Source organism: Stenotrophomonas sp. YJH_SMC_73 (assembly GCF_059370155.1).
In genome coordinates this window covers 133,910-157,247 of sequence record NZ_JCAFTJ010000008.1, presented here as the reverse complement: position 1 = coordinate 157,247, position 23,338 = coordinate 133,910, and the positions used below count along the sequence as shown (strand labels likewise).

The 23,338-nt window shown below is 67.8% G+C and carries 19 protein-coding genes; 11 read left to right on the top strand and 8 right to left on the bottom strand.

The window, feature by feature from the left end; genetic code table 11:
- Nucleotides 1-2 precede the first annotated feature (2 nt).
- The 3 genes from arfB to dcp all read left to right on the top strand — a co-directional run bounded on the left by arfB (nucleotide 3) and on the right by dcp (nucleotide 3,308).
- On the top strand, nucleotides 3-434 hold the full coding sequence (gene arfB, locus AC5P8R_RS14630) for an alternative ribosome rescue aminoacyl-tRNA hydrolase ArfB (RefSeq protein WP_005420755.1): 432 nt from the start codon (nucleotides 3-5) through the stop codon (nucleotides 432-434).
- A 4-nt stretch (nucleotides 435-438) separates the two neighbouring features.
- Complete coding sequence (locus tag AC5P8R_RS14625) at nucleotides 439-1,041, top strand: lysophospholipid acyltransferase family protein (protein ID WP_014645556.1); 603 nt, start codon at nucleotides 439-441, stop codon at nucleotides 1,039-1,041.
- A 110-nt stretch (nucleotides 1,042-1,151) separates the two neighbouring features.
- Nucleotides 1,152-3,308 carry a peptidyl-dipeptidase Dcp gene (gene dcp / locus AC5P8R_RS14620; protein ID WP_142235528.1) on the top strand — a complete coding sequence of 719 codons (2,157 nt, stop codon included), beginning with the start codon at nucleotides 1,152-1,154 and terminating at the stop codon, nucleotides 3,306-3,308.
- Nucleotides 3,309-3,454: 146 nt separating this feature from the next.
- On the opposite strand, the gene AC5P8R_RS14615 is transcribed toward dcp, so the two are convergent.
- Nucleotides 3,455-3,901, bottom strand: a complete 447-nt coding sequence (locus AC5P8R_RS14615) for a 3-dehydroquinate dehydratase (RefSeq protein ID WP_004153636.1) — start codon at nucleotides 3,899-3,901, stop codon at nucleotides 3,455-3,457.
- A 3-nt stretch (nucleotides 3,902-3,904) separates the two neighbouring features.
- The gene (locus tag AC5P8R_RS14610) at nucleotides 3,905-4,306 is read right to left on the bottom strand and encodes a hypothetical protein (RefSeq protein WP_014645558.1); all 402 of its coding nucleotides are present in this window, start codon (nucleotides 4,304-4,306) and stop codon (nucleotides 3,905-3,907) included.
- Between the two features lie 275 nt (nucleotides 4,307-4,581).
- On the opposite strand from AC5P8R_RS14610, the gene lepB reads away from it, so the two are divergent.
- Together lepB and AC5P8R_RS14600 are read left to right on the top strand one after the other, a co-directional pair.
- Nucleotides 4,582-5,208 carry a signal peptidase I gene (lepB, locus tag AC5P8R_RS14605; RefSeq protein ID WP_014645559.1) on the top strand — a complete coding sequence of 209 codons (627 nt, stop codon included), beginning with the start codon at nucleotides 4,582-4,584 and terminating at the stop codon, nucleotides 5,206-5,208.
- Nucleotides 5,209-5,331: 123 nt separating this feature from the next.
- A complete protein-coding gene (locus tag AC5P8R_RS14600) occupies nucleotides 5,332-6,588 on the top strand; it encodes an MFS transporter (RefSeq protein WP_197561641.1) in 1,257 nt (418 codons plus the stop codon).
- 118 nt (nucleotides 6,589-6,706) lie between these two features.
- Here the strand turns inward: AC5P8R_RS14600 and AC5P8R_RS14595 are convergent, their stop codons facing one another.
- Together AC5P8R_RS14595 and AC5P8R_RS14590 are read right to left on the bottom strand one after the other, a co-directional pair.
- Nucleotides 6,707-7,615 (bottom strand): LysR family transcriptional regulator, encoded by a 909-nt coding sequence (locus AC5P8R_RS14595; protein WP_014645561.1) that lies wholly within the window; start codon nucleotides 7,613-7,615, stop codon nucleotides 6,707-6,709.
- 346 nt (nucleotides 7,616-7,961) lie between these two features.
- The gene (locus AC5P8R_RS14590) at nucleotides 7,962-8,930 is read right to left on the bottom strand and encodes a LysR family transcriptional regulator (RefSeq protein WP_495223574.1); all 969 of its coding nucleotides are present in this window, start codon (nucleotides 8,928-8,930) and stop codon (nucleotides 7,962-7,964) included.
- A gap of 110 nt (nucleotides 8,931-9,040) precedes the next feature.
- On the opposite strand from AC5P8R_RS14590, the gene aceB reads away from it, so the two are divergent.
- From aceB to AC5P8R_RS14570, 4 genes are all read left to right on the top strand, one after another.
- Nucleotides 9,041-10,663, top strand: coding sequence for a malate synthase A (gene aceB, locus AC5P8R_RS14585; RefSeq protein ID WP_049404592.1), 1,623 nt, complete (start codon nucleotides 9,041-9,043; stop codon nucleotides 10,661-10,663).
- Between the two features lie 64 nt (nucleotides 10,664-10,727).
- Nucleotides 10,728-12,029: an isocitrate lyase gene (gene aceA, locus AC5P8R_RS14580; protein WP_019337654.1), complete on the top strand. Its 1,302-nt coding sequence runs from the start codon at nucleotides 10,728-10,730 to the stop codon at nucleotides 12,027-12,029.
- A 432-nt stretch (nucleotides 12,030-12,461) separates the two neighbouring features.
- Complete coding sequence (locus AC5P8R_RS14575) at nucleotides 12,462-13,502, top strand: GGDEF domain-containing protein (RefSeq protein ID WP_032956218.1); 1,041 nt, start codon at nucleotides 12,462-12,464, stop codon at nucleotides 13,500-13,502.
- Nucleotides 13,503-13,515: 13 nt separating this feature from the next.
- Nucleotides 13,516-16,005, top strand: coding sequence for a putative peptide modification system cyclase (locus AC5P8R_RS14570; protein ID WP_180834779.1), 2,490 nt, complete (start codon nucleotides 13,516-13,518; stop codon nucleotides 16,003-16,005).
- Nucleotides 16,006-16,012: 7 nt separating this feature from the next.
- Here the strand turns inward: AC5P8R_RS14570 and AC5P8R_RS14565 are convergent, their stop codons facing one another.
- Entirely contained in the window at nucleotides 16,013-16,306 is a 294-nt protein-coding gene (locus tag AC5P8R_RS14565; protein ID WP_014645567.1) for an NHLP-related RiPP peptide, read from the bottom strand.
- 138 nt (nucleotides 16,307-16,444) lie between these two features.
- Here AC5P8R_RS14565 and AC5P8R_RS14560 point away from each other — a divergent pair, with 138 nt between their 5' ends.
- Complete coding sequence (locus AC5P8R_RS14560; RefSeq protein WP_495223573.1) at nucleotides 16,445-17,611, top strand: putative peptide maturation dehydrogenase; 1,167 nt, start codon at nucleotides 16,445-16,447, stop codon at nucleotides 17,609-17,611.
- Nucleotides 17,612-17,630: 19 nt separating this feature from the next.
- Here the strand turns inward: AC5P8R_RS14560 and AC5P8R_RS14555 are convergent, their stop codons facing one another.
- Genes AC5P8R_RS14555 through AC5P8R_RS14545 form a run of 3 tightly spaced genes read right to left on the bottom strand, consistent with a single transcriptional unit; the run spans nucleotide 17,631 to nucleotide 22,439 of the window.
- Nucleotides 17,631-19,646, bottom strand: a complete 2,016-nt coding sequence (locus tag AC5P8R_RS14555) for an acetyl/propionyl/methylcrotonyl-CoA carboxylase subunit alpha (RefSeq protein WP_495223572.1) — start codon at nucleotides 19,644-19,646, stop codon at nucleotides 17,631-17,633.
- A gap of 8 nt (nucleotides 19,647-19,654) precedes the next feature.
- The gene (locus AC5P8R_RS14550) at nucleotides 19,655-21,265 is read right to left on the bottom strand and encodes a carboxyl transferase domain-containing protein (protein WP_046427997.1); all 1,611 of its coding nucleotides are present in this window, start codon (nucleotides 21,263-21,265) and stop codon (nucleotides 19,655-19,657) included.
- Nucleotides 21,266-21,275: 10 nt separating this feature from the next.
- Nucleotides 21,276-22,439, bottom strand: a complete 1,164-nt coding sequence (locus AC5P8R_RS14545; RefSeq protein WP_262093360.1) for an isovaleryl-CoA dehydrogenase — start codon at nucleotides 22,437-22,439, stop codon at nucleotides 21,276-21,278.
- Nucleotides 22,440-22,598: 159 nt separating this feature from the next.
- On the opposite strand from AC5P8R_RS14545, the gene AC5P8R_RS14540 reads away from it, so the two are divergent.
- Nucleotides 22,599-23,216, top strand: a complete 618-nt coding sequence (locus AC5P8R_RS14540; protein ID WP_014645572.1) for a TetR/AcrR family transcriptional regulator — start codon at nucleotides 22,599-22,601, stop codon at nucleotides 23,214-23,216.
- The last annotated feature ends 122 nt before the right edge of the window (nucleotides 23,217-23,338 follow it).

Sequence of the window (23,338 nt, the reverse complement as noted above, 5' to 3'; positions counted from 1 at the left end):
GGATGGGCAGTGGACCGGTCACCATCAGCGCGCAGCTTGAAATCCCCGACGGCGAGATCGTCGAGCGGTTCGTGCGCGCCAGTGGCGCCGGCGGCCAGAACGTCAACAAGGTGTCCACCGCGGTGGAACTGCGTTTCGACGTGGCCAACTCGCCCTCGTTGCCCGAACCGTTGCGCGCGCGCCTGCTGGCGCGGCGTGACCGGCGCATGACCGGCGAAGGCGTGCTGGTCATCGACGCGCAACGATTCCGCACCCAGGATCGCAATCGCGAGGATGCGCGCGAGCGGCTGGCGGCCTTCATCCAGGCCGGGCTGAGCGTGCCCAAACCGCGCAAGGCCACCAAGCCGACCCTCGGGTCGAAACTGCGTCGTCTGGACGCCAAACGCGGGCGCGCGCAGATCAAGCGCGGGCGCTCATCACGTGACTGGGAGTGATTGCTTGAACAACCCGACTTCGTTGCTGCCGGCCGTGCCGCCGCAGATGCCACAGGTCAAACCCAACGCCTTCCTGCGCTGGCTGGCGCGCTGCACCCTGCGCATGGGCGGCTGGAAGGTGACCGGCACCCTGCCGGACATCCCCAGGCTGGTCTTCATCATCGCCCCGCATTCGTCCAACTGGGACGGGCTGTGGGGCATGGCGGCCAAGATCGCGCTGGGCATGAAGGTGAAGGTGCTGGGCAAGGCCTCGCTGTTCTGGTGGCCGCTGGGCCCGCTGCTGCACAAGCTGGGCGTGATCCCGCTCGATCGCAGCTCGCCGCAGGGCACCGTCGGCCAGGCCGTGGACCTGCTGCGCAACAACGAGAAGATGTGGTTCGCCATCACGCCCGAGGGCACCCGCAAGGCCGTGAAGGACTGGAAGGCCGGCTTCCTGAAGATTGCCCGGATGGCTGACGTACCGATCCTGACCGCGTATTTCCACTATCCGGAAAAGACCATCGGCATCGGTCCGCTGTTCACCCCGAGCGGCGACGATGTGGCCGACATGGCTGCCATCCGCGAGTTCTACCGGCCCTGGATCGGCAAGACCCGCGGCACGGTCTGAGCCGGTTGCAGGCCGCCGCATAGACGCCACGTCCGGCACATGCCGGGCGAGCGCGACAGGAGTAGGGTGGAGGGCTGGTATCCATACCGTCTGCCCAAGGAGCGTTTTACATGTCGCGTACCGTAGTCCTGGCCGCCGCCATCAGCCTGGCGCTGGCGGCCTGTTCCGGCAAGGAGTCCACCCCCGTGTCCGATGCCCAGAAGACCCCGGCCCAGCAGCCGGCCGAAGCCTCCACCAATCCGCTGCTGAGCGCGAGCACGCTGCCGTTCCAGGCACCGCCGTTCGACAAGATCAAGGACAGCGACTACCTGCCGGCGTTCGAAGAAGGCATGCGCCAGCACCTGGCCGACGTGCGCAGGATCGCCGACAGCAGCGAGCCGGCCACCTTCGACAACACCATCGTGGCGATGGAGCGCAGCGGCGAGACCCTGACCCGCGTGTCGCGCATCTTCTTCGGCCTGGTCCAGGCCGATACCAACGACGCACGCCAGAAGATCCAGGAAGAAGTGGCGCCGAAGCTGGCCGCGCACCAGGACGAGATCAACCTCGATCCGAAGCTGTTCGCGCGCGTGAAGTCGCTGTACGACCAGCGTGACACGCTGGAGCTGGACCCGGTGCAGAAGCGCCTGGTCGAGCACTACTACGATGGCCTGGTGCGCGCCGGTGCGCAGCTGTCCGACGCCGACAAGGCGACCCTGCGCAAGCTCAACGTGGAAGAGACCACGCTCTCCACCCAGTTCCATACCCGCCTGGTGGCCGCCACCGCCGCTGCGGCCGTCGTCGTCGACGACAAGGCCAAGCTGGCCGGCCTGGACGAGGGCGCTATCAACAACGCTGCCGCCGCCGCCAAGGACCGCAAGCTGGATGGCAAGTTCCTGCTGCCGCTGCAGAACACCACCCAGCAGCCGGTGCTCGGCTCGCTGAGCGACCGCGACCAGCGCGCCGCCGTGCTGAAGGCCTCGGAAACCCGCGCCGAGCGTGGCGATGCCAACGACACCCGGCAGACCGTGCAGCGCCTGGCCCAGCTGCGTGCGCAGAAGGCCAAGCTGCTCGGCTTCGACACCTTCGCCGACTACCAGCTGGGCGACCAGATGGCCAAGACCCCGGCCGCCGCGCTCAAGCTGCTGACCGATACCGTGCCGGCCGCCACTGCCAAGGCGCGTGCCGAAGCCGGCGAGATCCAGAAGGTCATCGACGCGCAGAAGGGCGGATTCCAGGTCGCCGCTTCGGACTGGGACTTCTACGCCGAGCAGGTGCGCAAGGCCAAGTACGATCTGGACGAGTCGCAGATCAAGCCGTACTTCGAACTGGACAACGTGCTGCAGAACGGCGTCTTCTACGCCGCCACCCAGCTGTACGGCATCACCTTCAAGCCGCGCACCGACATTCCGACCTACAACCCGGACATGAAGGTGTACGAAGTGTTCGACAAGGACGGCACCTCGCTGGCGCTGTTCTACACCGACTACTTCAAGCGTGACAGCAAGTCCGGTGGCGCCTGGATGGACGTGTTCGTCGAACAGGACGGCCTGACCGGTGCCAAGCCGGTGGTCTACAACGTCTGCAACTTCACCAAGCCGGCCGCCGGCCAGCCTGCGCTGATCAGCTTCGACGACGTCACCACCATGTTCCATGAGTTCGGCCATGCGCTGCACGGCATGTTCTCGAACGTGAAGTACCCGTCGATCGCCGGCACCGCGACCTCGCGCGACTTCGTCGAGTTCCCGTCGCAGTTCAACGAGCACTGGGCGCTGGACCCGAAGGTGTTCGCCAACTACGCCAAGCACTACAAGACCGGCGAGGCGATGCCGCAGGAGCTGGTCGACAAGATCCTCAAGGCACGCAGCTTCAACCAGGGCTACGCGACGACCGAGTACCTGTCGGCCGCGCTGCTGGACCTGGCCTGGCACACGCAGAAGGCCGACGCGCCGCTGCAGGATGTCGGCGCCTTTGAAGCCAGCGCGCTGAAGAAGTTCAAGGTCGACCTGCCGCAGGTGCCGCCGCGTTACCGCACCACCTACTTCGACCACATCTGGGGTGGTGGCTACTCGGCCGGTTACTACGCCTACTTCTGGGCCGAAGTGCTCGACCACGATGCCTACCAGTGGTTCACCGAGCACGGTGGCCTGACGGCGGCCAATGGCCAGGAGTTCCGCGACAAGATCCTCTCGCGCGGCAACAGCGTGGAACTGTCGACCCTGTACCGCGATTTCCGCGGCAAGGACCCGTCGGTGGAACCGCTGCTGAAGTTCCGCGGGTTGAAGTAAGAAAGCGAAAACGGCGGGGGCAACCCCGCCGTTTTTCTTTCTGTAGCGTCGAGCCATGCTCGACGTTCTTCTGTAGAGCCGAGCCCACGCTCGGCTGATGGTTCCTGGAAAGGCAGCCGAGCATGGGCTCGGCTCTACAAACAGCGTTACGTTCCCACGTGCACCCGGTTGGCCTGCTCGGCCAGGCCCAGGTGATCCAGCGCGATATCCAGCGCCAGCACGTAACTCTGCGCGCCGTAGCCGGCGGCGATGCCCAGGCGCTGGCCGACACCAGCCGGCAGGCACGGCTCGGCTACCGCGCCGTCGTCATGCACTTCCACATAGGCGTTGTGCAGGTACGGCAGCAGGCGCTGCAGGCGCAGGCTGTTGGCACACGCGCCCGGGTCGAGCAGGGTCACCTCGCCGCGGCTGTGGTCGGCCACGCGCAGGGCGTCCAGCAGTTCCTGTTCCGAACCACAGGCACGGATCGCCACGCTGGTGCCGGCGTCGATCGCACGATGCACCAGTGACTTCAGGACCGGTGCCGGCAGCGGCATCGCGGTGCGGATCAGGGCGCCGGCCGCTTCCGGGCCACGGATGATGAAGATCGACATGGCTCAGCCCTCCTGTGCCAGGCGGCGGCCGACAATGGCCAGCGACAACGGGTAGCCGGCCTGCTGGCTGCGCTGGTCGACCACCACGGCGGCGGGACCGTGCTGCAGGCGCAGGCGTGCCTCCAGACCGGGTTCGCTGGGGGCCTGCAGTTCGATGTACTGCGCCGGCAGCCGTTCCAGCGCCGCCTGCAGCGCGCCACCTTCGGCCTGCCATTGCGCCTCGTCAGCGGTACCGACATCCAGCAGTACCCAGTCGGCCGAGCGCGCCTGCGGCTGGCACAGGCACTGGCGTACCTCGGACAGGCTGGCGCAGTCGCTGCACAGCACGCGATGGCCGGCCAGCTGCGTCGGCAGTTGGGGACGCGGTGCCGACGAAGAGGCGTGGCGGATCACCAGGAGGGTCATACAACACCTTGCGGAATGCGCCCTGCGGCGCGGTGGGCACACGATGCGCGTGCCGCCCGTAAAGGTGCGATGCCCGCCGCCGGTCCCGCGCGTAAAACCTGCGTAACCCTTCCTGTAGAGCCGAGCCTGCGCTCGGCCGCTCTGCGCCCCAGTCGGGCAACCTCGACGCTGCAAGGAACAAGCCGAGCGTGGGCTCGGCTCTACCGGATCGCGTCGCGGGAACCTCTCCCGCCTGGATGTGGTCTGATGCAGCTACCACCCACCCGGAGCCTGTCATGGATGCTGCTGCCCGTCCTCCCTTGTCCGAACGCGCGCTGGTCTGGCTGAAGAAGGAAGCATTGCCGCTGCTGGTGATGCTCGGCCTGCTCGCCGCCGCCCGCGATACCCTCGCCAACCACTACGTGGTGCCGAGTGGCTCGATGCAGCCGACCCTGCAGCCGGGCGACCGGGTGGTGGTGGACATGCGCGCCTACGGCCTGCGCCTGCCGTTCACCGGCAAGGAACTGATGGCCACCGGCGTCCCGCAGCGCGGTGAAGTGGCGGTGTTCGATTCACCGGCCGACGGCACCCGCCTGATCAAGCGCGTGGCGGCGGTGGCCGGTGACCACGTGCAGATGCGCGAGGGCCATCTGAGCATCAACGGCCAGCCGCTGCAGATCGCCGATCTGCAGGACGTGGAAGCCTTCGGCGAGCGCCGTGCCCGCCTCGACCTGGACATGGGCGGCGGTCCGGACATCGCCGATCTGGTGGTGCCGGCCGGCAAGGTGCTGGTGCTGGGTGACCACCGCGGCAACAGCTTCGACGGCCGCTTCTTCGGCTTCGTCGACGCCGACAAGGTCTACGGCCGTGCGGTGGCGGTGTACTACCGCCGCGGCGACGGTTTCGAGTGGCAGCGCCTGTAAGCTGAATTGATACTTCTTGGGTATCAATCCTGACTTATCAGGTTATGGATCGACTGGATCGACAGGCCTAGTCTGAGGCCCGTTCCCTCCCATGCCCGGCCGCCCCACCGGCCCTTCGATCCCATGACTGGCGAAACCGCGGCGGCCGTCGAGCGCCGCCCCCCCACTGTCGATCCCATCGCCGAGACCCGCATCCAGCAGGGCACGCCGGCCTTCCGCCGCACCGCGCTGGCACTGTTCCTGGCCGGCTTCTCCACCTTCGGCCTGCTGTACACCGTGCAGCCGCTGCTGCCCGAGTTCAGCCGCCACTTCGGCGTGTCCGCCGCAGGCAGCGCGATGTCGTTGTCGCTGACCACCGGCACGCTGGCGGTGGCGATGCTGTTGGCCGGCCTGCTGTCCGATGCGGTCGGCCGTCGCCCGTTGATGATCGTTGCGCTGTTGGCGTCGGCCATGCTGTCGCTGAGCACGGCGCTGGTGGACGACTGGACCACGCTGCTGGTGCTGCGCACCCTGCTTGGCCTGGCGCTGAGCGGCGTGCCGGCAGTGGCGATGACCTACCTGGTCGAGGAGATGGACAGCCGCGCGCTGGGCCTGGCGATGGGCCTGTACATCGGCGGCAACGCCATCGGTGGCATGAGCGGGCGCCTGCTGGCCGGCATCATCGCCGATCACTGGGGCTGGCGCTGGGGCATCGGCGTGGTCTCGATCATCGCCATCGCCAGTACCGTGCTGCTGTGGCTGCAGCTGCCGCCGTCGCGCCATTTCAGCGCGCGACGCGATGGCCTGCGCGAGTTGCCGTCGCGCTGGCGCACGCTGTTCGCCGACCGGGGCCTGCCGTGGCTGTTCGCCACCTCGTTCGTGCTGATGGGCGTGTTCGTCACCCTCTACAACTACCTGGGCTATCACCTGCTGGCGCCGCCGTACCACCTCAGCCAGACCGTGGTCGGGCTGATCTTCAGCGTCTACCTGGTGGGCACCTTCAGTTCGGCGTGGATGGGCCAGCAGGCTACGCGGTACGGGCGCGGCCGCATCCTGTCGATCTCGTTCGCGCTGATCGGCGCCGGCATCGCGCTGCTGGCGATGCCGTGGCTGAGCACGATGGCCCTGGGCATCGCGCTGGTGACCTTCGGCTTCTTCGGTGGTCACTCGGTGGCCAGCAGCTGGGTCGGCAGCCGTGCCGGTACGATGCGCGCGGAAGCATCGGCGCTGTACCTGTTCGCCTACTACCTGGGCTCCAGCGTGCTGGGCGGGGTGGGGGGCCTGGCCTACGCGGCCTGGGACTGGCTGGGCGTGTGCGCGTTCGCTGCCGTGCTGACCCTGATCGGGGGCGGCATCGTCTGGGCGCTGCAGCAGCGCGCGCCGCAGCCGGTCACGGCCTGACGCCAGCCTCGCGTTCCGCACGGGCGCGGCGTTGCTCTGGTAGATGCCGACCTTGGTCGGCGCTCTGGCACGGCAGCCAACCAAGGTTGGCGTCTACCAAACCTAAGTGGGTGGCACTTCACCCTTCGGCGAACGCCCCGCGCAGCAGCCCGGCGAAGTTGCGGATCAGCGGCGTGACGCCCTCGCGATGCCACGCCAGCTGCACCTCCGAATGCGCACCGGCGTCGGCCAGCGCCACGAAGCGCGCGCCTTCCACGCGGATGTGATCGCAGGACGAGGGCAGGATCGCCGCACCCAGGCCTGCAGCCGCAAGACTGATCAATGTCGATGCCTCACCGGCTTCCTGCACGATGCGCGGCGTGAACCCGGCGGCCGCGCACAGCGCGATCATGTGGTCATGGATGCCCGCGCCCGCGCTGCGGCGAAATGCCACGAATGGCTCCTGCGCGAAGTCGCGTAGCGACAACGTGCCCTGCTTCGACAGCCTGCGCAGGGCAGGGTGGTCGGCATGCACGATCAACGCCAGTGGATCGACGAACAGGCTGTGCGCCACCAGCTCCGGCGGCAATGCGCGCTTGCGGATGATGCCCACGTCCAGTGAACCGTCGAGCAGCGCATCGATCTGCTGCAGCGTGTTCATCTCGCTCAGCTGCAGCCGCACCTGTGGGTACTGCTGGCGGTAGCGCAGGATCGAACGCGGAATCTGCGGCGACAGCGGCGTGGCCCGGGTCAGGCCGATACGCAGTTCGCCCTGCTCGCCGCGCTGCGCGCGCTGTACCTCGTCCACCGCGGTTTCCACCTGCTGCACGATGGCGCGCGCGCGCTCCTGCAGCAGCTCACCCGCAGGCGTCAGCTGCACACGACGATGGCTGCGCACGAACAGGCGCGCCCCGATCAGGTCTTCCAGCTGGCGGATCTGCTGGCTGAGCGGCGGCTGCGACATGCCCAGCCGCTCCGCCGCCTGGCCGAAGTGCAGCGTATCGGCAACGGCGAGGAAGTAACGCAGGTGGCGGAGTTCGATGGACATGGGTGCAGTCTATTCATCGCCAGCCGGAAATGGGGTCAGATCCGTTTTCCTGCGGAAAACGGATCTGACCCCGGTCACCCGTCATCCACGCATGGCGTGGATCTACCGTGTCGACCAAGGTCGACACCTACCCACAGCAGCAGATACCAACAGCAGCAGGAATCTGTCAGAGGCGGGGCGGTGTGGGTGGGCAGGACCGTTGGCGCCATGGATGGCGCCATCGAGCCCCCAGGGATGGGTTTACGGCGTGTCCTGCCCACCCACACCGCCCCGCCATCTACGGATAGCAGGCTTTTGCTGTTGCTTTGGCTTCAGCAGGTGCAGGGCGCAGCCCTGCCGAACACCCTCACCGCTCCGAATGCCCGCTCTGGTCGTAATCGCGCGGACTGAACAACTCCGGCTGGATCAGCTCAATGAACGCGCGCGCCTGCGCCGACAGCGCCTTGCCCCGGCGCACGATCACCCCGTAACTGCGCTCGGGGAACCAGCGCTTCATCGACCGCGCCGCCAACCGTTCGCGGTCGGCCTCGTTCAGGCACAGCGCCGGCACGATGGAAATGCCCATGCCCATCGCCACGTACTGCTTGATCACCTCCCAGCCGCCCACTTCCAGTGCCACGGTGTAGGCGATGCGGTGGCGCTGGAATACCTGGTCAACCAGCCGGTAGGTGATCTGCCGCTTCGGCGGCAGCACCAGCGGATAGCGCGCGATGTCGGCCAGCTCCAGCTCGCCGCCACTGGCCAGCGGATGGTCGTGCGGCGCGATCAGTACCTGCTCGAAGCGGTAGGCCGGGGCGTAGGTCAAGTCGGCCGGTACATCGGTCATCGAACCGATCGCCAGGTCGGCGGCGTCCTCGCGCAGCAGGTCGGTGCCATCGGCGCTGATCGCGTTGTGCAGGGTCAGGCGCACGTCCGGGTGGTGCAGGCGGAAGCGCTCGACGATCTTCGGCAGCAGGTACAGGATCGTCGAGCTGTTGGCGGCGATGTTCAGCTCGCCCGCATCCAGGCCGCGCACCTTGTCGCGGAAGCGCGCCTCCAGCCCGTCCAGGTTCTCCACCAGCGGCTGCGCCATCTCGTACAGCAGCTGGCCCTCGCGGCTGGGTACCAGGCGGCGCCCACTGCGCTCGAACAACGGCACCCCCAGTTCCCGTTCCAGGGCCTGCAACTGCAGGCTGATGGCCGGCTGGCTGACGAAAAGTGCCTCAGCCGCCCGTGAGACCGAGCCCAGGCGCACGGTCTGGCAGAACGCACGCAATGGCTTCAGCCGGTCGGATTTGTAGGAAAAACGCGGACTTGGCTGGGTGCGTGTGCTCATCGTGTCACGAGTATTAGCACAACTTATGTAGAGCATTGCAAAAACTGTTTTGCCAAATACTCCGGCCCAGCGGCACCGTGGAGACGTTCCCCCACCGCTGGAGTCGCCCCATGTCCGCCGTCGCTTCCGCTGTTCCCACCCCTGCCAGCAAGGCTACCCCCGGCATCGCCCTGGCGACCCGCGTGGCCGGCCAGGACACCGTGCTGCCGGCGCCGCTGCTGGCCCTGCTGGTGTCGCTGCACCGTGCGGTGGAACCGGGCCGGCAGGCACGGCTGCAGGCGCGCCGCGAGCGCCAAGCGTTCTTCGACCAGGGCGGCCTGCCGGACTTCCGCGAGGACACCGCTGCGATCCGTAGCGGCGACTGGCGCGTTGCGCCGCTGCCGGCCGCGCTGCAGGACCGCCGCGTCGAGATCACCGGCCCGACCGATCCGAAGATGGTCATCAACGCGCTGAACTCCGGCGCCAAGGTGTTCATGGCCGACTTCGAGGATTCGACCTCGCCGACCTGGCGCAACCTGCTGGCCGGGCAGCAGTCGCTGGCCGCCGCGGTGCGTGGCGATCTCGACTACACCGCCCCCAATGGCAAGCACTACACGCTGCGCCCGTATGACGAGCAGGCGGTGCTGATCGTGCGCCCGCGTGGCTGGCACCTGGACGAAAAGCACGTGCGCATCGATGGCCAGTTCATCGCCGGCGGCCTGTTCGACGCGGCGGTGTTCGCCTTCCACAACGCCCGCACCCTGCAGGCGAAGGACCGCGGCCCGTACTTCTACCTGCCCAAGCTGCAGAGCATGGAAGAGGCGGCGCTGTGGGAAACCGCGCTGTCGCACATCGAAGGCATGCTCGGCCTGCCGCACGGCCAGATCAAGGTAACCGTGCTGATCGAAACGCTGCCGGCGGTGTTCGAGATGGATGAGATCCTGCACGCGCTGCGTGACCGCATCGTCGGCCTGAACTGTGGGCGCTGGGACTACATCTTCTCGTACCTGAAGACCTTCCGGCGCCACGCCGACCGCGTGCTGCCCGAGCGCGGCCAGGTGACCATGACCCAGCCGTTCCTGAAGGCCTATTCGGAACTGCTGATCCAGACCTGCCATCGCCGTGGTGCACATGCGATGGGTGGCATGGCCGCGCAGATTCCGATCAACAACGATGCCGCCGCCAACGAACAGGCGATGGCCCGCGTGCGCGCTGACAAGCTGCGCGAAGTGACCGCCGGCCACGACGGCACCTGGGTCGCGCATCCGGCGCTGATTCCGGTGGCGATGGCGATCTTCGACGAACACATGCCCGGTGCGAACCAGCACAGCGTGCTGCGCCAGGATGTGTGCGTCGGCCGCGACGAACTGATCGCACGGCCGCCCGGCACCATCACCCGCGCCGGCTTCGAAGGCAACGTGGAAGTCTGCGTGCGCTACCTGGCGGCATGGCTGGATGGCAACGGCTGCGTGCCGATCCACCACCTTATGGAGGACGCGGCCACCGCCGAGATCAGCCGCAGCCAGTTGTGGCAGTGGCTGCATACGCCGGGCCAGCAGCTGGACGATGGCACCGCCATCGACCTGGCACTGCTGGATGCCACGCTGGCACAGCTGCCGGCACGGCTGGGTGACACCGCCACGCTGCCCGGTGGCGCACGCATCGGCGAGGCCATCGCCCTGCTCGGCGAACTGAGCCGCAGCGACGAACTGACCGATTTCCTGACCCTGCCGGCCTACGCGCGCATCGACTGATCGCCGCCCGCGATTCCCGGCGTTTCCCTCCCCGCTGCACGCACGAACCGAACTGGAGAAAGACATGAGCAAGCTGCCCACTGCCGAACAGATCCAGCACGACTGGGATACCAACCCGCGCTGGGAAGGCATCCAGCGCAACTACAGTGCCGCCGACGTGGTGCGCCTGCGCGGCACCGTCCACATCGAGCATTCGCTGGCCCGCCTGGGTGCGGAGAAGCTGTGGGCATCGCTGCATGAGCGCGAGTTCGTCAACGCGCTGGGTGCATTGACCGGCAACCAGGCCATGCAGCAGGTCAAGGCGGGCCTGAAGGCGATCTACCTGTCCGGTTGGCAGGTGGCGGCCGACGCCAACCTGGCCGGGCAGATGTATCCGGACCAGTCGCTGTACCCGGCCGATTCGGTGCCGGCAGTGGTCAAGCGCATCAACAACACGCTGCTGCGCGCCGACCAGCTGCACCACGCCGAAGGCAAGGACGACATCGACTTCCTGCAGCCGATCGTCGCCGATGCGGAGGCCGGTTTCGGCGGCGTGCTCAATGCGTTCGAGCTGATGAAGGCGATGATCGAGGCCGGTGCCGCCGGCGTGCATTTCGAAGACCAGTTGGCGTCGGTGAAGAAGTGCGGGCACATGGGCGGCAAGGTGCTGGTGCCGACCCGCGAGGCGATCGAGAAGCTCAATGCCGCGCGGCTGGCCGCCGATGTGCTGGGTGTGCCGACCCTGCTGGTGGCGCGCACCGATGCCGAAGCGGCTGATCTGCTGACCAGCGACATCGACGGCAACGACAAGCCGTTCACCACCGGCGAGCGCACCGTCGAAGGCTTCTACAAGACCCGCAACGGCCTGGACCAGGCGATCAGCCGTGGCCTGGCCTACGCGCCCTACGCCGACCTGGTGTGGTGCGAGACCGGCAAGCCGGACCTGGAATTCGCACGCAGGTTCGCCGAGGCGATCCATGCGAAGTTCCCGGGCAAGCTGCTGGCCTACAACTGCTCGCCCAGCTTCAACTGGAAGAAGAACCTGGACGACGCCACCATTGCGAAGTTCCAGCGCGAACTGGGCAGCTACGGCTACAAGTTCCAGTTCATCACCCTGGCCGGGTTCCATGCGTTGAACTACGGCATGTTCAATCTGGCCCACGGCTACGCACGCCGCCAGATGAGCGCGTTCGTCGAGTTGCAGGAAGCCGAGTTCGAAGCGGCCGAGCGCGGCTTCACTGCGGTCAAGCACCAGCGCGAGGTCGGTACCGGCTACTTCGATGCGGTGACCCAGGCGATCCAGCAGGGCCAGTCGTCGACCACCGCGCTGACCGGCTCGACCGAGGAAGAACAGTTCCATGGCGGGCGCAGCGAACGCGCGGCGTGATGCGGCGCGCCGCGTGATCCGGTGGTGCCGGCCGCTGGCCGGCAACCCATCGATGTTTCCGAAGCCCATGCAGTTGCCGGCCAGCGGCCGGCACTACCGGGCTCCGGGTGATCAGGGTGGCCAGGGAAGGGCCAGACAACGCCGGCCGGTCGGGGGACCTGCCGGCGTTGTTGTATCGATGCAAGGGCGCAGCACGCGCGGAGCGTCAATCAGGCGCACCCCGGTGCCGGCAACTTGGCCGAAACCCTGTGAAACCCGGCATCGGATTGATCCAGCAGGAGTTTTGCCCGGACACCCGTGACCAGAACGGGCCATCACCGATCTTCACATCAATCAAGATCGGCAGAAGGGTCAAAATGAGATAGGGCGCACACTTTAAAGCGGTGCTATGCTCCGCGGCTCACCAGGGGACGCTGGCGGCGGGTGCAGGGAATGACCGGCAGGGGTGCGGCCGAGAACAGTGATGTGACGACAGGTATCGCCCGGGTGGCGATGGCCGAGATCGTGCACGCTCTGTTGTCCGATGCCGAGGTGGCATTGTTCGCCAGATTCGCCCGCGCATGCAAGCTCCGTGCCGGACAGTGGCTGTTCCAGCGTGGCCACCGCGGCGAGCGCATGTATGTGATCCTCGAAGGCCAGATCGAACTGGACTTCGGCGAGGACCTGGTGATCAAGACGCTCGGGCAGCACGAGTTCTTCGGAGAACTGGGCCTGCTGGTCGGCGACCACCTGCGCAGCGCCAGCGCGCGCGCGCTGGTCGACTGCGATGTGCTGGAGCTGGGCCCGGCCGATTTCCATCGGCTGGTCGAATCCGATCCCGGCCTGGTGGCCTATTTCCTGCGCCGCACGATCATGCGCGTGCTGGCCAACGAACAGGCACTGATCGCACAGCTGCGCCGGCGCAACCACGATCTGGAAACCGCGCTGGACAATCTGTACATCACTACCCATCAGTTGACCCACACCCGTGAGCTGGTGCGTACCGATGAACTGACCGGGCTGCACAACCGGCGAGGCCTCACCCTGTACCTGCAGGAGTGCCGCGAGCGGGCCGAGGGGCCGCCGCAGGCGCTGCTGCTGATCGATTGCGACCGCTTCAAGCAGATCAACGACCGCCACGGCCACCAGGCCGGCGACCGCGTGCTGCAGAGCATGGGCAACATCCTGCGCTCGATGGCCGGCGAGCAGGACCTGGCCTGCCGGCTTGGTGGCGATGAGTTCTGCCTGATCCTGCGCCGTGGCAATCACGAGATCGTGCAGCACGCGGCCGAGTTCATCATCAGTGCGGTGCATGGCCTGCTCGAGCGCAGCCATGGCACGCCGCATGTGAGCCTGGTCAGCATCGGCGCCTGCCTGCTGGCGCCGGAGGCAGGCTGGAGCGAGTGGTATGCCTGCGCGGATCGTGCGCTGTACCAGGCCAAGCGCGATGGCGGCAACTGCCTGCGCTGGGCGGATGATCCGGACGGCCAATAGGGAGAGGCAGGCGATGAATGGCGACAACGGAACGTCAGCCCCGCATAGCCCACAGCTGCGCGCCCTGCTGTTCACCGATCTGTGTGATTCGCTGCAGCTGGTCGAGCGGATCGGCGATGTGGCGGCGGCGAGCCTGTTCCAGGAACACGATCGCCTGGTACTGGTGCTGCAGCAGCGCTGGAACGGCCAGCTGATCGATCGCTCCGATGGCTTGTTCATGCTGTTCGAGCGCGCCGTCGACGCACTGGGCTTCGCCCTGGACTACCAGCGCGAACTGCACGCGCTGGGCCAGCAGCGCGCGATTGAACTGCGCGCGCGCGCCGGCCTGCACGTGGGCGACGTGCTGACCTGGGAGAACAGTACCGAGGCGGTCCGTGCCGGTGCCAAGTCGATGGAGGTGGAAGGCCTGGCCAAGCCGATGGCGGCGCGCCTGATGATGCTGGCCCGCCCCGGCCAGATCCTGCTGTCGGCGGTGGCCGAATCGCTGACCCGCCGTGCCACCGATGCACTGGGCGAGCGTGGCACGCGCCTGCTGTGGAAATCGCACGGGCGCTGGCGCTTCAAGGGCGTGCCGGTGGTGCAGGAAGTGATCGAAGTGGGCGAGATCGGTTCGGCGCCGCTGCGCATGCCGCGCGCCAACGCCAAGGCGCGCCGCGACCTGCCGCTGTGGCGGCAACCGCTGGTGCTGGCCGCCGAAGGCCTGATCCTTGCCGCGGCCGTGCTGGGCGGCTGGCTGCTGCTGCGGTCGGAGCCGGCCATTGCCTTCGCCGAACGCGACTGGGTGGTGCTTGGCGATGTCGACAACCTCACCGGCGATCCGATCTTCGATGACTCGATGCGGCACGCGATCCGGATCGCGCTGGAACAGTCGCGCTACGTGAACGTGCTGTCGGAAGGCAAGATCCGCGAAAGCCTGGAAATGGCGCGGCTCTCGGGCGATACCCGGCTCAACCGCGATACCGCGGTCGATGTGGCGGTGCGGGAGGGCGCGCGCGCGGTGCTGCTGCCGACCGTGCGGCAGAAGATCGGTGGCTACGAGCTGGCCATCGATGTTGCCGCACCGGGCAGTGGCCAGGTGATCCAGACCTTCACCGCCACCGCCGATCGATCCGACCAGATGGTGTTCGCGGTGGACGACGTGGTCGGTCGCCTGCGTCGCGGACTGGGCGAGTCGGTGGCCAGCCTGGAGCAATCCCTGCCGCTGCCGCGCGCCTCGACCCAGGACCTGCGCGCACTGCGCGCGTTCGCGCTGGCCGAGAGCGCACTGGGTCAGCGTCGCTTCGAAGAAGCCCGCAACCTCTACCAGGCCGCGATCGACATCGATCCCGGTTTTGCCCTGGCCTACATGGGCGTGGCCAAGCTGCATGCGCGCACCGCGCAGGTCGCGGACGCGCGTGACGCGCTGGAGCACGCGCTGGCCCAGCAGCAGCGCCTGCCCGCGCGTGAGCGCCTGTACCTGAAGGGCTGGCAGGCCGAACTGGAACCCGGTGGCTGGCCGCTGGAACAGTGGCGTGCACTGGCCAAGATCTATCCGGATTCGTTTGCTGGGCTGTCCAATACCTCCTGGGGGTTGCTGCAGGACAATCGCTTCACCGAGGCCGAGCCCTATGCGCGCGCCGCGACGGTGCCTCAGGACCCGTTGCGGCTGTATCCGACCATCCATCTGGCGCGGGCACAGCTGGGCCTCGGCCAGCCGCAGCAGGCAATGCGCACCTTGCGCCAGGCACGGATGTTGCGCGGCAATGACGAGGCCGACGACCTGGATGTGGACGTGCTGGTTGCGCAGGGCCTGGATGCACAGGCGCAGCAGCTGTTGATGCGGTTGCCGCGGGGGGACGACCTGCAACAGCGCATGCGCCTGCGGGCCCACCTGCTGGTGGCTGCGGAGCAGCGTGATTGCAGCAGTTTGCATGCCGCGATTGCTGCGGACGGTCCAGCACCGGATCTGATCGACTACCAGATCCATCAACGCCTGCAGCACGCCACCGTGACCACGCTGTGCACGGCCGGCGATGCGAAGGAGCTTGAATCCATTGCCGCCGTGCTGCGGCCGCTGCTGCGGAACAACGACGACTCCGCCGTGGGCAGCCGCAGCCTGCAGCTGCTGGCCCTGACTTATCTGGCCCAGCGCCAGGGCCAGCATGCGCTGGCCGCAGAGTGGCTGCGCGACCATGGCGAACTGCTGGAGCGGCAGCGCAGCCCTGTGGTGGGCAAGTGGCGTCGGGTTGTGTTGGCGATGGCCGAACTGGCGCAACAGCGTCCGCGGGCGGCACGCCATCTGCTCGAGCCCACCTTTGATGGCAGCGAACCTGTGCAGGCCCACGTTGTGCTGCTGCAGGCACTGCGTGCCGAGCAGGACACTGCCGGCGTGCGTCGCGAGCAGGCCTGGCTGGCCCGGCACCACGGCCAGGCCATTGCCGAGGTGGCGTCCATGCAGGTCTGGCAACCCCTGAATGTGCACGACATCGCCACCGAGGCGACGTCGGTGCGAGTGTCGCGCTGATGCGGACTCAGGCGTTGACGCGCTCGTCGATGCGGTCGGCTTCGAAGCAGAACACCACGGTCATCGAGGCGGTCGAGGTACTCAGGTACGCATGCAGCGAATCACGGGTGCGGCTCAGCTCCTCGACCGAGGCCAGGGTGCCGATCTTCATGCAGTCGTTTTCGCCAACGGCACCGTCCAGCCCGATCGAGGCCAGGGCCTTGGCCGGCGAAGCGGTGAAGTGGCTGCGGAACGCTTCGCTGCCGATCAGGTGGTCCAGCAGGGTGCTGGCGTCGGCGGCGGAAAGACGGGGATGGCTCATGGGGATTGTCCGTAGGTGGAGCTACTCGTATCGGCCGCGACAGCCTGCCATTGAGGGCCGCGCTGTGCACGTCGCTAAAGTTGGCCGCGCTGCGGTCGTTGCTGCTATGCCGGCTGTGCGGCACAAGGAAGGAAACCGATGCGCCTGCGCCGCTGCGCCAGCCTGATGTTCGAGCCTCGCGAGGCGGTCACCCTGGACCTGCGCGCGATGCTGGCCGGCCACGCCGAGATGGACAGCCAGATCAGCTGGGTGGCGCTGGCCGCCCACCTGGACCAGCCACTGCCGGTGGACGCCGAGGAGCGCCAGCTGCTGGGCGGGCTCAGCGCGCACCGCTGGAGCGAACCGCCCGCCGATGCCTCCCCGGCCATGCTGGCCCGCCTGGTCGAACAGGGCCTGCTGTTGACCGACCCACCGAGCGAGGTGGGGCACCAGATGCGCGACGAGGCGCTACGGCGCAGCCAGTGGTGGCCATTGGCTGCGCTGGCCCATCGCCATGCGCGCTGGCAGGCCGTGGACAGCGTGGAGGACATGCGCCGGCAGGGGTTGGACACCGCGGCCGGCCTGCGCCAGCGCCTGGGGCCGCCACCGCCGGTGGTGCAGCCGATGCAGGGCGACTACCAGCCGCTGCCGCGCAGCGAAGAGGCCGCGTTCGATGCACTGCTGGCGCGTCGCACCACCTGCCGCAATTTCGACCCGCAGCGCGCGTTGCCGCTGCCGCTGCTGGCCCAGGTGCTGCAGCGTACGCTGATGGCGCACGCGGTGCAGAAGGTCGAGCGCGATACCGAGTTCCTGAAGAAGAACGTGCCCTCTGGTGGCGGCCTGCATCCTACCGAAGGTTTCCTGCTGGTACAGAACGTGGAAGGGCTGGTACCGGGGCTGTACCACTACCACCCCGTGCAGCACGCGGTACTGTCGTTGCCTTCGCCGCCGGCAGATGCATTGCCTGCGCTGGCACGGCGGATGCTGTCCGGTCAGGAGTGGTTCGCCGATGCACCGGCGCTGCTGGTGCTGGCACCGCGGTACGACCGCTGCTTCTGGAAGTACCGCAATCACGCCAAGGCATATCGTGCGGTGACGCTGGATGTCGGCCACATCTCGCAGCTGCTGTACCTGTGCGCGACCGAGCGTGGCCTGGCGGCATTTGTCACCGCAGCCATCAACGATGCCGATGTCGATCGCGCCTTCGGTTTCGACGGCATCGGACAGAGTGCGATGGCCATCTGCGGCCTGGGCTGGCGCAGTGCCACGCTGGACACGGCCGAATTCGATCCCGCTGGCCGGGTGGTGGCGGGCGACGACCGCTGAGCGGTCGCCGCCCCGGCGTTCACGCCGCCTCGAAGTCCACCAGCACCGCGCCGTCGCCGACCTGGTCGCCGGCCTTGGCACGGTAACCCTTCACCGTGCCATCGGCCGGTGCCTGCAGGGTGTGCTCCATCTTCATCGCTTCCAGCACCACCAGCGGCGTGCCGCGCTTGACCTCGGTACCGGCCGCGACCAGCGTGGCCACGATCCTGCCCGGCATGGGTGCCAGCAGGCTGCCGGCGTCGGCCACGGCGTGGTCCGATTCATCCACTGGATCATGCAGGGTGAAGCGGTGCTGGCCGTCGGCGCCGAACAGGTACAGCTGGTTACCGTCGCGCAGCAGCTGCAGCGACCCGCGGCGCTCGCCCAGCTGCACCGTCAGGCCGTGCACATCGGCCGTGCCGATCATCCGCACCGGTGCAGCGTCATCGCACTGCACGCGCCAGCCATCGGCCTGCGCCCACACCTTCAGCGTGTGCTTGCGTTCGCCCTGCTGCAGCGGCACTACGCGCGGCGCGGACGCGCCGAGGCGCCAGCCATCCTGTGACCGCCACGGCGAATGCGGATCGCGCACGTCGGTGCTGGCGGGCACCGTGCTTGCCACCGCAGCCACGGCGGCCAGCAGCCACAGGTCCGCACCCGCGTCGCCCACGGCACTCAATGCCGCCTGTTCGCGTTCGATCAGCGCCGTATCCAGCCTGGCGTGCGCGAACGAATCGGTATTCGCCAGGCGGCGCAGGAAGCCGGCGTTGGTGGTCACGCCCACTACCTGGCAGTCGGCCAGGGCCTGGCTCATGCGGCGCAGCGCGGCGTCGCGGTCCACGTCCCAGACGATCAGCTTGGCGATCATCGGATCGTAGTACGGGGTGATGCTGTCGCCTTCCTCCACGCCGGTATCGACGCGCACGTTGGCCGACGCTGCCGGCAGGCGCAGGCGGCGCAGGGTGCCGGTGGAGGGCAGGAAACCACGGTCGGCATCCTCGGCGTACAGCCGCGCTTCGATCGCGTGGCCGTGGATGGCCAGCTGGTCCTGGCGCAGCGGCAGCGGTTGGCCCGAAGCCACGCGCAGCTGCCACTCCACCAGGTCGGTGCCGGTGATGTATTCGGTGACCGGGTGCTCGACCTGCAGGCGGGTGTTCATTTCCATGAAGTAGAAATCGCCGTCCGGGCCGGCGATGAATTCCACGGTGCCCGCACCCTCATAGCCCACTGCGCGCGCGGCATCGACCGCGGCCTTGCCCATCGCGGCGCGGCGCTCGGCACTCATGCCTGGGGCGGGAGCCTCTTCCAGTACCTTCTGGTGGCGGCGCTGCACCGAGCAGTCGCGCTCGAACAGGTAGACCGCCTCACCGTGGCTGTCACCGAACACCTGGATCTCGATATGGCGCGGGCGCTCGACGTACTTCTCGACCAGCACGTGGTCGTTGCCGAACGCCGAGGCCGCCTCGCGCTGGCAGCTGGCCAGCGCATCGACGAAGTCCTCGCTGCGTTCGACCTTGCGCATGCCCTTGCCACCGCCACCGGCGCTGGCCTTGATCAGCACCGGGTAGCCGATGCCATCGGCCTGCGCGCGCAGGAAGTCCGGCGCCTGCTGGTCACCGTGGTAACCCGGCGTCAGCGGCACACCGGCCTTGGCCATCAGCGCCTTGGCCGCGCTCTTGTCACCCATCGCGCGGATGGCGCTGGGTGGTGGCCCGATGAAGGTGATGCCGGCGGCGGCGCAGGCATCGGCGAAGTCGGCATTCTCGGACAGGAAGCCGTAACCGGGGTGGATGGCCTGTGCGCCGGTAGTGCGCGCGGCATCAAGCAGGGCATCGCCACGCAGGTAGCTCTCGCGTGCGGCGGCCGGGCCGATGTGGACGGCTTCGTCGGCCAGGCGCACATGGCGTGCGTTGCGGTCGGCATCGGAATACACCGCCACGGTGGCGATGCCGAGGCGGCGGCAGGTGGCGATGACGCGGCAGGCGATTTCGCCGCGGTTGGCGATCAGGACTTTGCTGAACATGGCAACGTGCTTCATAGGAGCGTGCTCGGTCATGGCACGGGTCACATGCGGAACACGCCGAAGCGCGTCTGCTGCGGGGCGGCGTTGAGGCTGGCCGACAGCGCCAGCGCCAGCACCTGGCGGGTGTCGGCCGGATCGATCACGCCGTCGTCCCACAGGCGCGCGCTGGCGTAGTACGGGTGGCCCTGCTGTTCGAACTGGTCGCGGATCGGTGCCTTGAAGGCATCCTCTTCCGCCGCCGGCCACTGGCCGCCCTTGGCTTCAATGCCATCGCGCTTGACCGTGGCCAGCACACTGGCGGCCTGCTCGCCGCCCATCACGCCGATGCGCGCGTTCGGCCACATCCACAGGAAGTTCGGCGAGTACGCACGGCCGCACATGCCGTAGTTGCCGGCACCGAACGAGCCGCCGATCACCACGGTGAACTTGGGCACCCTGGCACAGGCCACCGCCATCACCAGCTTGGCGCCGTCCTTGGCGATGCCGCCCTGTTCGTACTTGCGGCCGACCATGAAGCCGGTGATGTTCTGCAGGAACACCAGCGGGATGTTGCGCTGGGTGCACAGCTCGATGAAGTGCGCGCCCTTCAGGGCCGACTCGGAGAACAGGATCCCGTTGTTGGCGATGATGCCGATCGGGTAGCCGTTCAGATGGGCGAAACCGGTCACCAGCGTTGCGCCGTAGCGCGGCTTGAACTCGTCGAAGCGCGAGCCATCCACCAGCCGCGCGATCACTTCGCGAACGTCGTAGGGCTTGCGCGTATCGGCCGGGATCACGCCATACAGCTCATGGGCCGGCAGCAATGGCGCTTCAGGGGGCCGCACCGCCATCGCCGGTTCCGGCTTGCGCCAGTTGAGCTGGGCGATGATCGCGCGCACCCGTGCCAGTGCCTGCAGATCGTTGTCGGCCATGTGGTCGGCCACGCCGGAGATGCGGGTGTGCACGTCGGCGCCACCCAGTTCCTCGGCCGTGACCACTTCACCGGTGGCCGCCTTCACCAGCGGCGGGCCGCCGAGGAAGATCGTGCCCTGCTCGCGCACGATCACGGTCTCGTCGCTCATCGCCGGCACATAGGCGCCACCGGCGGTGCAGCTGCCCATCACGCAGGCGATCTGCGGAATGCCCTGCGCCGACAGGTTGGCCTGGTTGTAGAAGATGCGACCGAAATGGTCGCGGTCGGGGAAGACTTCGTCCTGCAGCGGCAGGAACGCGCCACCGGAATCGACCAGGTAGATGCACGGCAGGTGGTTCTGCTCGGCGATCTCCTGCGCGCGCAGGTGCTTCTTCACCGTCATCGGGTAGTAGGTGCCGCCCTTGACCGTGGCGTCGTTGGCCACGATCACGCATTCCACGCCGCTCACCCGGCCGATGCCGGCCACCACGCCCGCGGCGGGCACGGCGTCTTCATACATGCCGTGCGCGGCCAACGGCGCGATTTCCAGGAAGGCGCTGCCGGGGTCGAGCAGGGCGTCGATGCGGTCGCGCACCAGCAGCTTGCCGCGGGCGGTGTGCTTGGCGCGTGCCGCCTCGTTGCCACCCAGCGCAGTGCGCGCGAGGGTGGCATGCAGGTCGTCGACCACGGCCTGCATGGCCGCGCGGTTGCTTTCAAACGTTTCGCTGCCTGGTTGCAGCTGGCTGTTCAGGACGGTCATCGCGGTGGCCTTACAGGGTGCGCTGGAACAGTTCGCGGCCGATCAGCATGCGGCGGATCTCCGAGGTGCCGGCGCCGATTTCATACAGCTTGGCGTCGCGCCACAAGCGGCCGGTCGGGTATTCGTTGATATAGCCGTTGCCGCCGAGGATCTGGATCGCCTGGCCGGTCAGCCAGGTGGCCTTCTCGGCGGCGTACAGGATCGCACCGGCGGCGTCCTGGCGGGTGGTGCGGCCCTGGTCGCAGGCGCGCGCCACGGCATAGACATACGCGCGGCAGGCACCCAGGCCCACGTACATGTCGGCGATCTTGGCCTGGATCAGCTGGAAGCTGCCGATCGGTTCGCCGAACTGGTGGCGCTCGTGCACATAGGGCATGACCACGTCCATGGCCGCGGCCATCAGGCCCAGCGGGCCACCGGACAGCACCACGCGCTCGTAGTCCAGGCCGGACATCAGTACGTGCACGCCACCGCCGACCTGGCCCAGCACGTTCTCTTCGGGAATCTCGCAGTCCTGGAACACCAGCTCGCAGGTGGGCGAGGAGCGCATGCCGAGCTTGTCCAGCTTCTGCGCGGTGGAGAAGCCCTTCATGCCCTTCTCGACCAGGAACGCGGTGATGCCCTTGGCACCGGCCTCCATGTCGGTCTTGGCGTAGACCACCAGCACGTCGGCATCCGGGCCGTTGGTGATCCACATCTTGTTGCCGTTGAGCACGTAGCGGTCGCCGCGCTTGTCGGCGCGCAGCTTCATCGACACCACATCCGAACCGGCACCCGGTTCGCTCATCGCCAGCGCGCCGACCAGGCTGCCGTTGCACAGGCCGGGCAGGAAGCGCTGCTTCTGTTCTTCGTTGCCGTTCTTGCGCAGCTGGTTCACGCACAGGTTGGAGTGCGCGCCATAGGACAGGCCGATGCCGCCGGAGGCGCGCGAGATTTCTTCCATCGCCACCACGTGGGCCAGGTAGCCCATGCCGGTACCACCGTATTCTTCTTCCACGGTGAGGCCGAGCAGGCCCTGTTCGCCCAGCTTCGGCCACAGGGCCAGCGGGAACTGGTTGCTGGCATCAGCCTCGGCGGCCAGCGGTGCGACCTCGGCGGCGGCAAAATGGGCCACGCTCTGGCGCAGCAGGTCGATGTCTTCGCCAAGATCAAAGTTCAGGGATGGCACGTGCATTGTGGTGGCTCCACGGCGGGATGGCAGGGAATGGACGCACCCGGCGGGGGAGCGGGCGGCGGTCGGCAGGACCGCCACCCGCACGGGCGATGGCCCCAGCGTAGCGGGGTTCGGATAAGAAGTGAATACGAATTCAAAAATTGAAACTAGAATCAGAACATGGCCTATAAACGCTCTGCATTGATGGAAGAACGCCTGGCGGGCGCCCGTGAACGGATCCTGCTGGCCACCCGCGAGCTGGTCGCCACCGGCGGCTGGCGCAACGCCCCGGTGACCGCCGTGGCGACCCAGGCGGGGGTGTCCACCGGCCTGATCTATCGCCACTTCCCGTCCAAGGCCGAGCTGTTCGTGGAGGTGCTCAACGCCGCGGTGGCCCACGAGGTCGCGATCATGGAGCGCATCGCCAGCGGTCCGGAGGTGGCCAGCGAGCGCCTGCGGCTGGCAATCACCGCCTTCGTCCGCCGCGCCCTGGCCGGGCCGGGGCTGGCGCACGCCTTCATCGTCGAACCGGTCGATCCGGACGTGGAGGCCGAGCGCATGCGCGGACGTCGCGCGTTCGGCGACGTGTTCCTGCGGCTGGTGGAGGAAGGCGTGGCCGCCGGTGAGCTGCCGGCGCAGGACGCGCATGTGGCCGCCGCGTGCCTGGTCGGCGCCTTCACCGAAGCGATGGTCGGTCCGACCGCGCCCAGCCGCGAAGCGCACCGCGACGAAGACGCGCTGGTGGATGCGATCTGCAGCTTCTGCCTGCGCGCGATCGGTGCCCCGGTAATCCGGTAGCGCCGGCCGCTGGCCGGCTTCTGTTGCTGGGGTCAGATCCCTTTTGCGCCGCAAAAGGGATCTGACCCCATCCCCGACCCCAGCCCCCGGCATGTTGCGCCGCACCAGCAGTGACGCCTGTT

What these genes read in the sequence shown, in the direction of transcription:
- arfB (WP_005420755.1), top strand. Translation starts at nt 3, where the DNA reads ATGGGCAGTGGACCGGTCACCATCAGCGCGCAGCTTGAAATCCCCGAC.
- dcp (WP_142235528.1), top strand. Translation starts at nt 1,152, where the DNA reads ATGTCGCGTACCGTAGTCCTGGCCGCCGCCATCAGCCTGGCGCTGGCG.
- AC5P8R_RS14615 (WP_004153636.1), bottom strand. Translation starts at nt 3,901, where the DNA reads ATGTCGATCTTCATCATCCGTGGCCCGGAAGCGGCCGGCGCCCTGATC.
- AC5P8R_RS14610 (WP_014645558.1), bottom strand. Translation starts at nt 4,306, where the DNA reads ATGACCCTCCTGGTGATCCGCCACGCCTCTTCGTCGGCACCGCGTCCC.
- lepB (WP_014645559.1), top strand. Translation starts at nt 4,582, where the DNA reads ATGGATGCTGCTGCCCGTCCTCCCTTGTCCGAACGCGCGCTGGTCTGG.
- AC5P8R_RS14600 (WP_197561641.1), top strand. Translation starts at nt 5,332, where the DNA reads ATGACTGGCGAAACCGCGGCGGCCGTCGAGCGCCGCCCCCCCACTGTC.
- AC5P8R_RS14595 (WP_014645561.1), bottom strand. Translation starts at nt 7,615, where the DNA reads ATGTCCATCGAACTCCGCCACCTGCGTTACTTCCTCGCCGTTGCCGAT.
- AC5P8R_RS14590 (WP_495223574.1), bottom strand. Translation starts at nt 8,930, where the DNA reads ATGAGCACACGCACCCAGCCAAGTCCGCGTTTTTCCTACAAATCCGAC.
- aceB (WP_049404592.1), top strand. Translation starts at nt 9,041, where the DNA reads ATGTCCGCCGTCGCTTCCGCTGTTCCCACCCCTGCCAGCAAGGCTACC.
- aceA (WP_019337654.1), top strand. Translation starts at nt 10,728, where the DNA reads ATGAGCAAGCTGCCCACTGCCGAACAGATCCAGCACGACTGGGATACC.
- AC5P8R_RS14575 (WP_032956218.1), top strand. Translation starts at nt 12,462, where the DNA reads ATGACCGGCAGGGGTGCGGCCGAGAACAGTGATGTGACGACAGGTATC.
- AC5P8R_RS14570 (WP_180834779.1), top strand. Translation starts at nt 13,516, where the DNA reads ATGAATGGCGACAACGGAACGTCAGCCCCGCATAGCCCACAGCTGCGC.
- AC5P8R_RS14565 (WP_014645567.1), bottom strand. Translation starts at nt 16,306, where the DNA reads ATGAGCCATCCCCGTCTTTCCGCCGCCGACGCCAGCACCCTGCTGGAC.
- AC5P8R_RS14560 (WP_495223573.1), top strand. Translation starts at nt 16,445, where the DNA reads ATGCGCCTGCGCCGCTGCGCCAGCCTGATGTTCGAGCCTCGCGAGGCG.
- AC5P8R_RS14555 (WP_495223572.1), bottom strand. Translation starts at nt 19,646, where the DNA reads ATGACCGAGCACGCTCCTATGAAGCACGTTGCCATGTTCAGCAAAGTC.
- AC5P8R_RS14550 (WP_046427997.1), bottom strand. Translation starts at nt 21,265, where the DNA reads ATGACCGTCCTGAACAGCCAGCTGCAACCAGGCAGCGAAACGTTTGAA.
- AC5P8R_RS14545 (WP_262093360.1), bottom strand. Translation starts at nt 22,439, where the DNA reads ATGCACGTGCCATCCCTGAACTTTGATCTTGGCGAAGACATCGACCTG.
- AC5P8R_RS14540 (WP_014645572.1), top strand. Translation starts at nt 22,599, where the DNA reads ATGGCCTATAAACGCTCTGCATTGATGGAAGAACGCCTGGCGGGCGCC.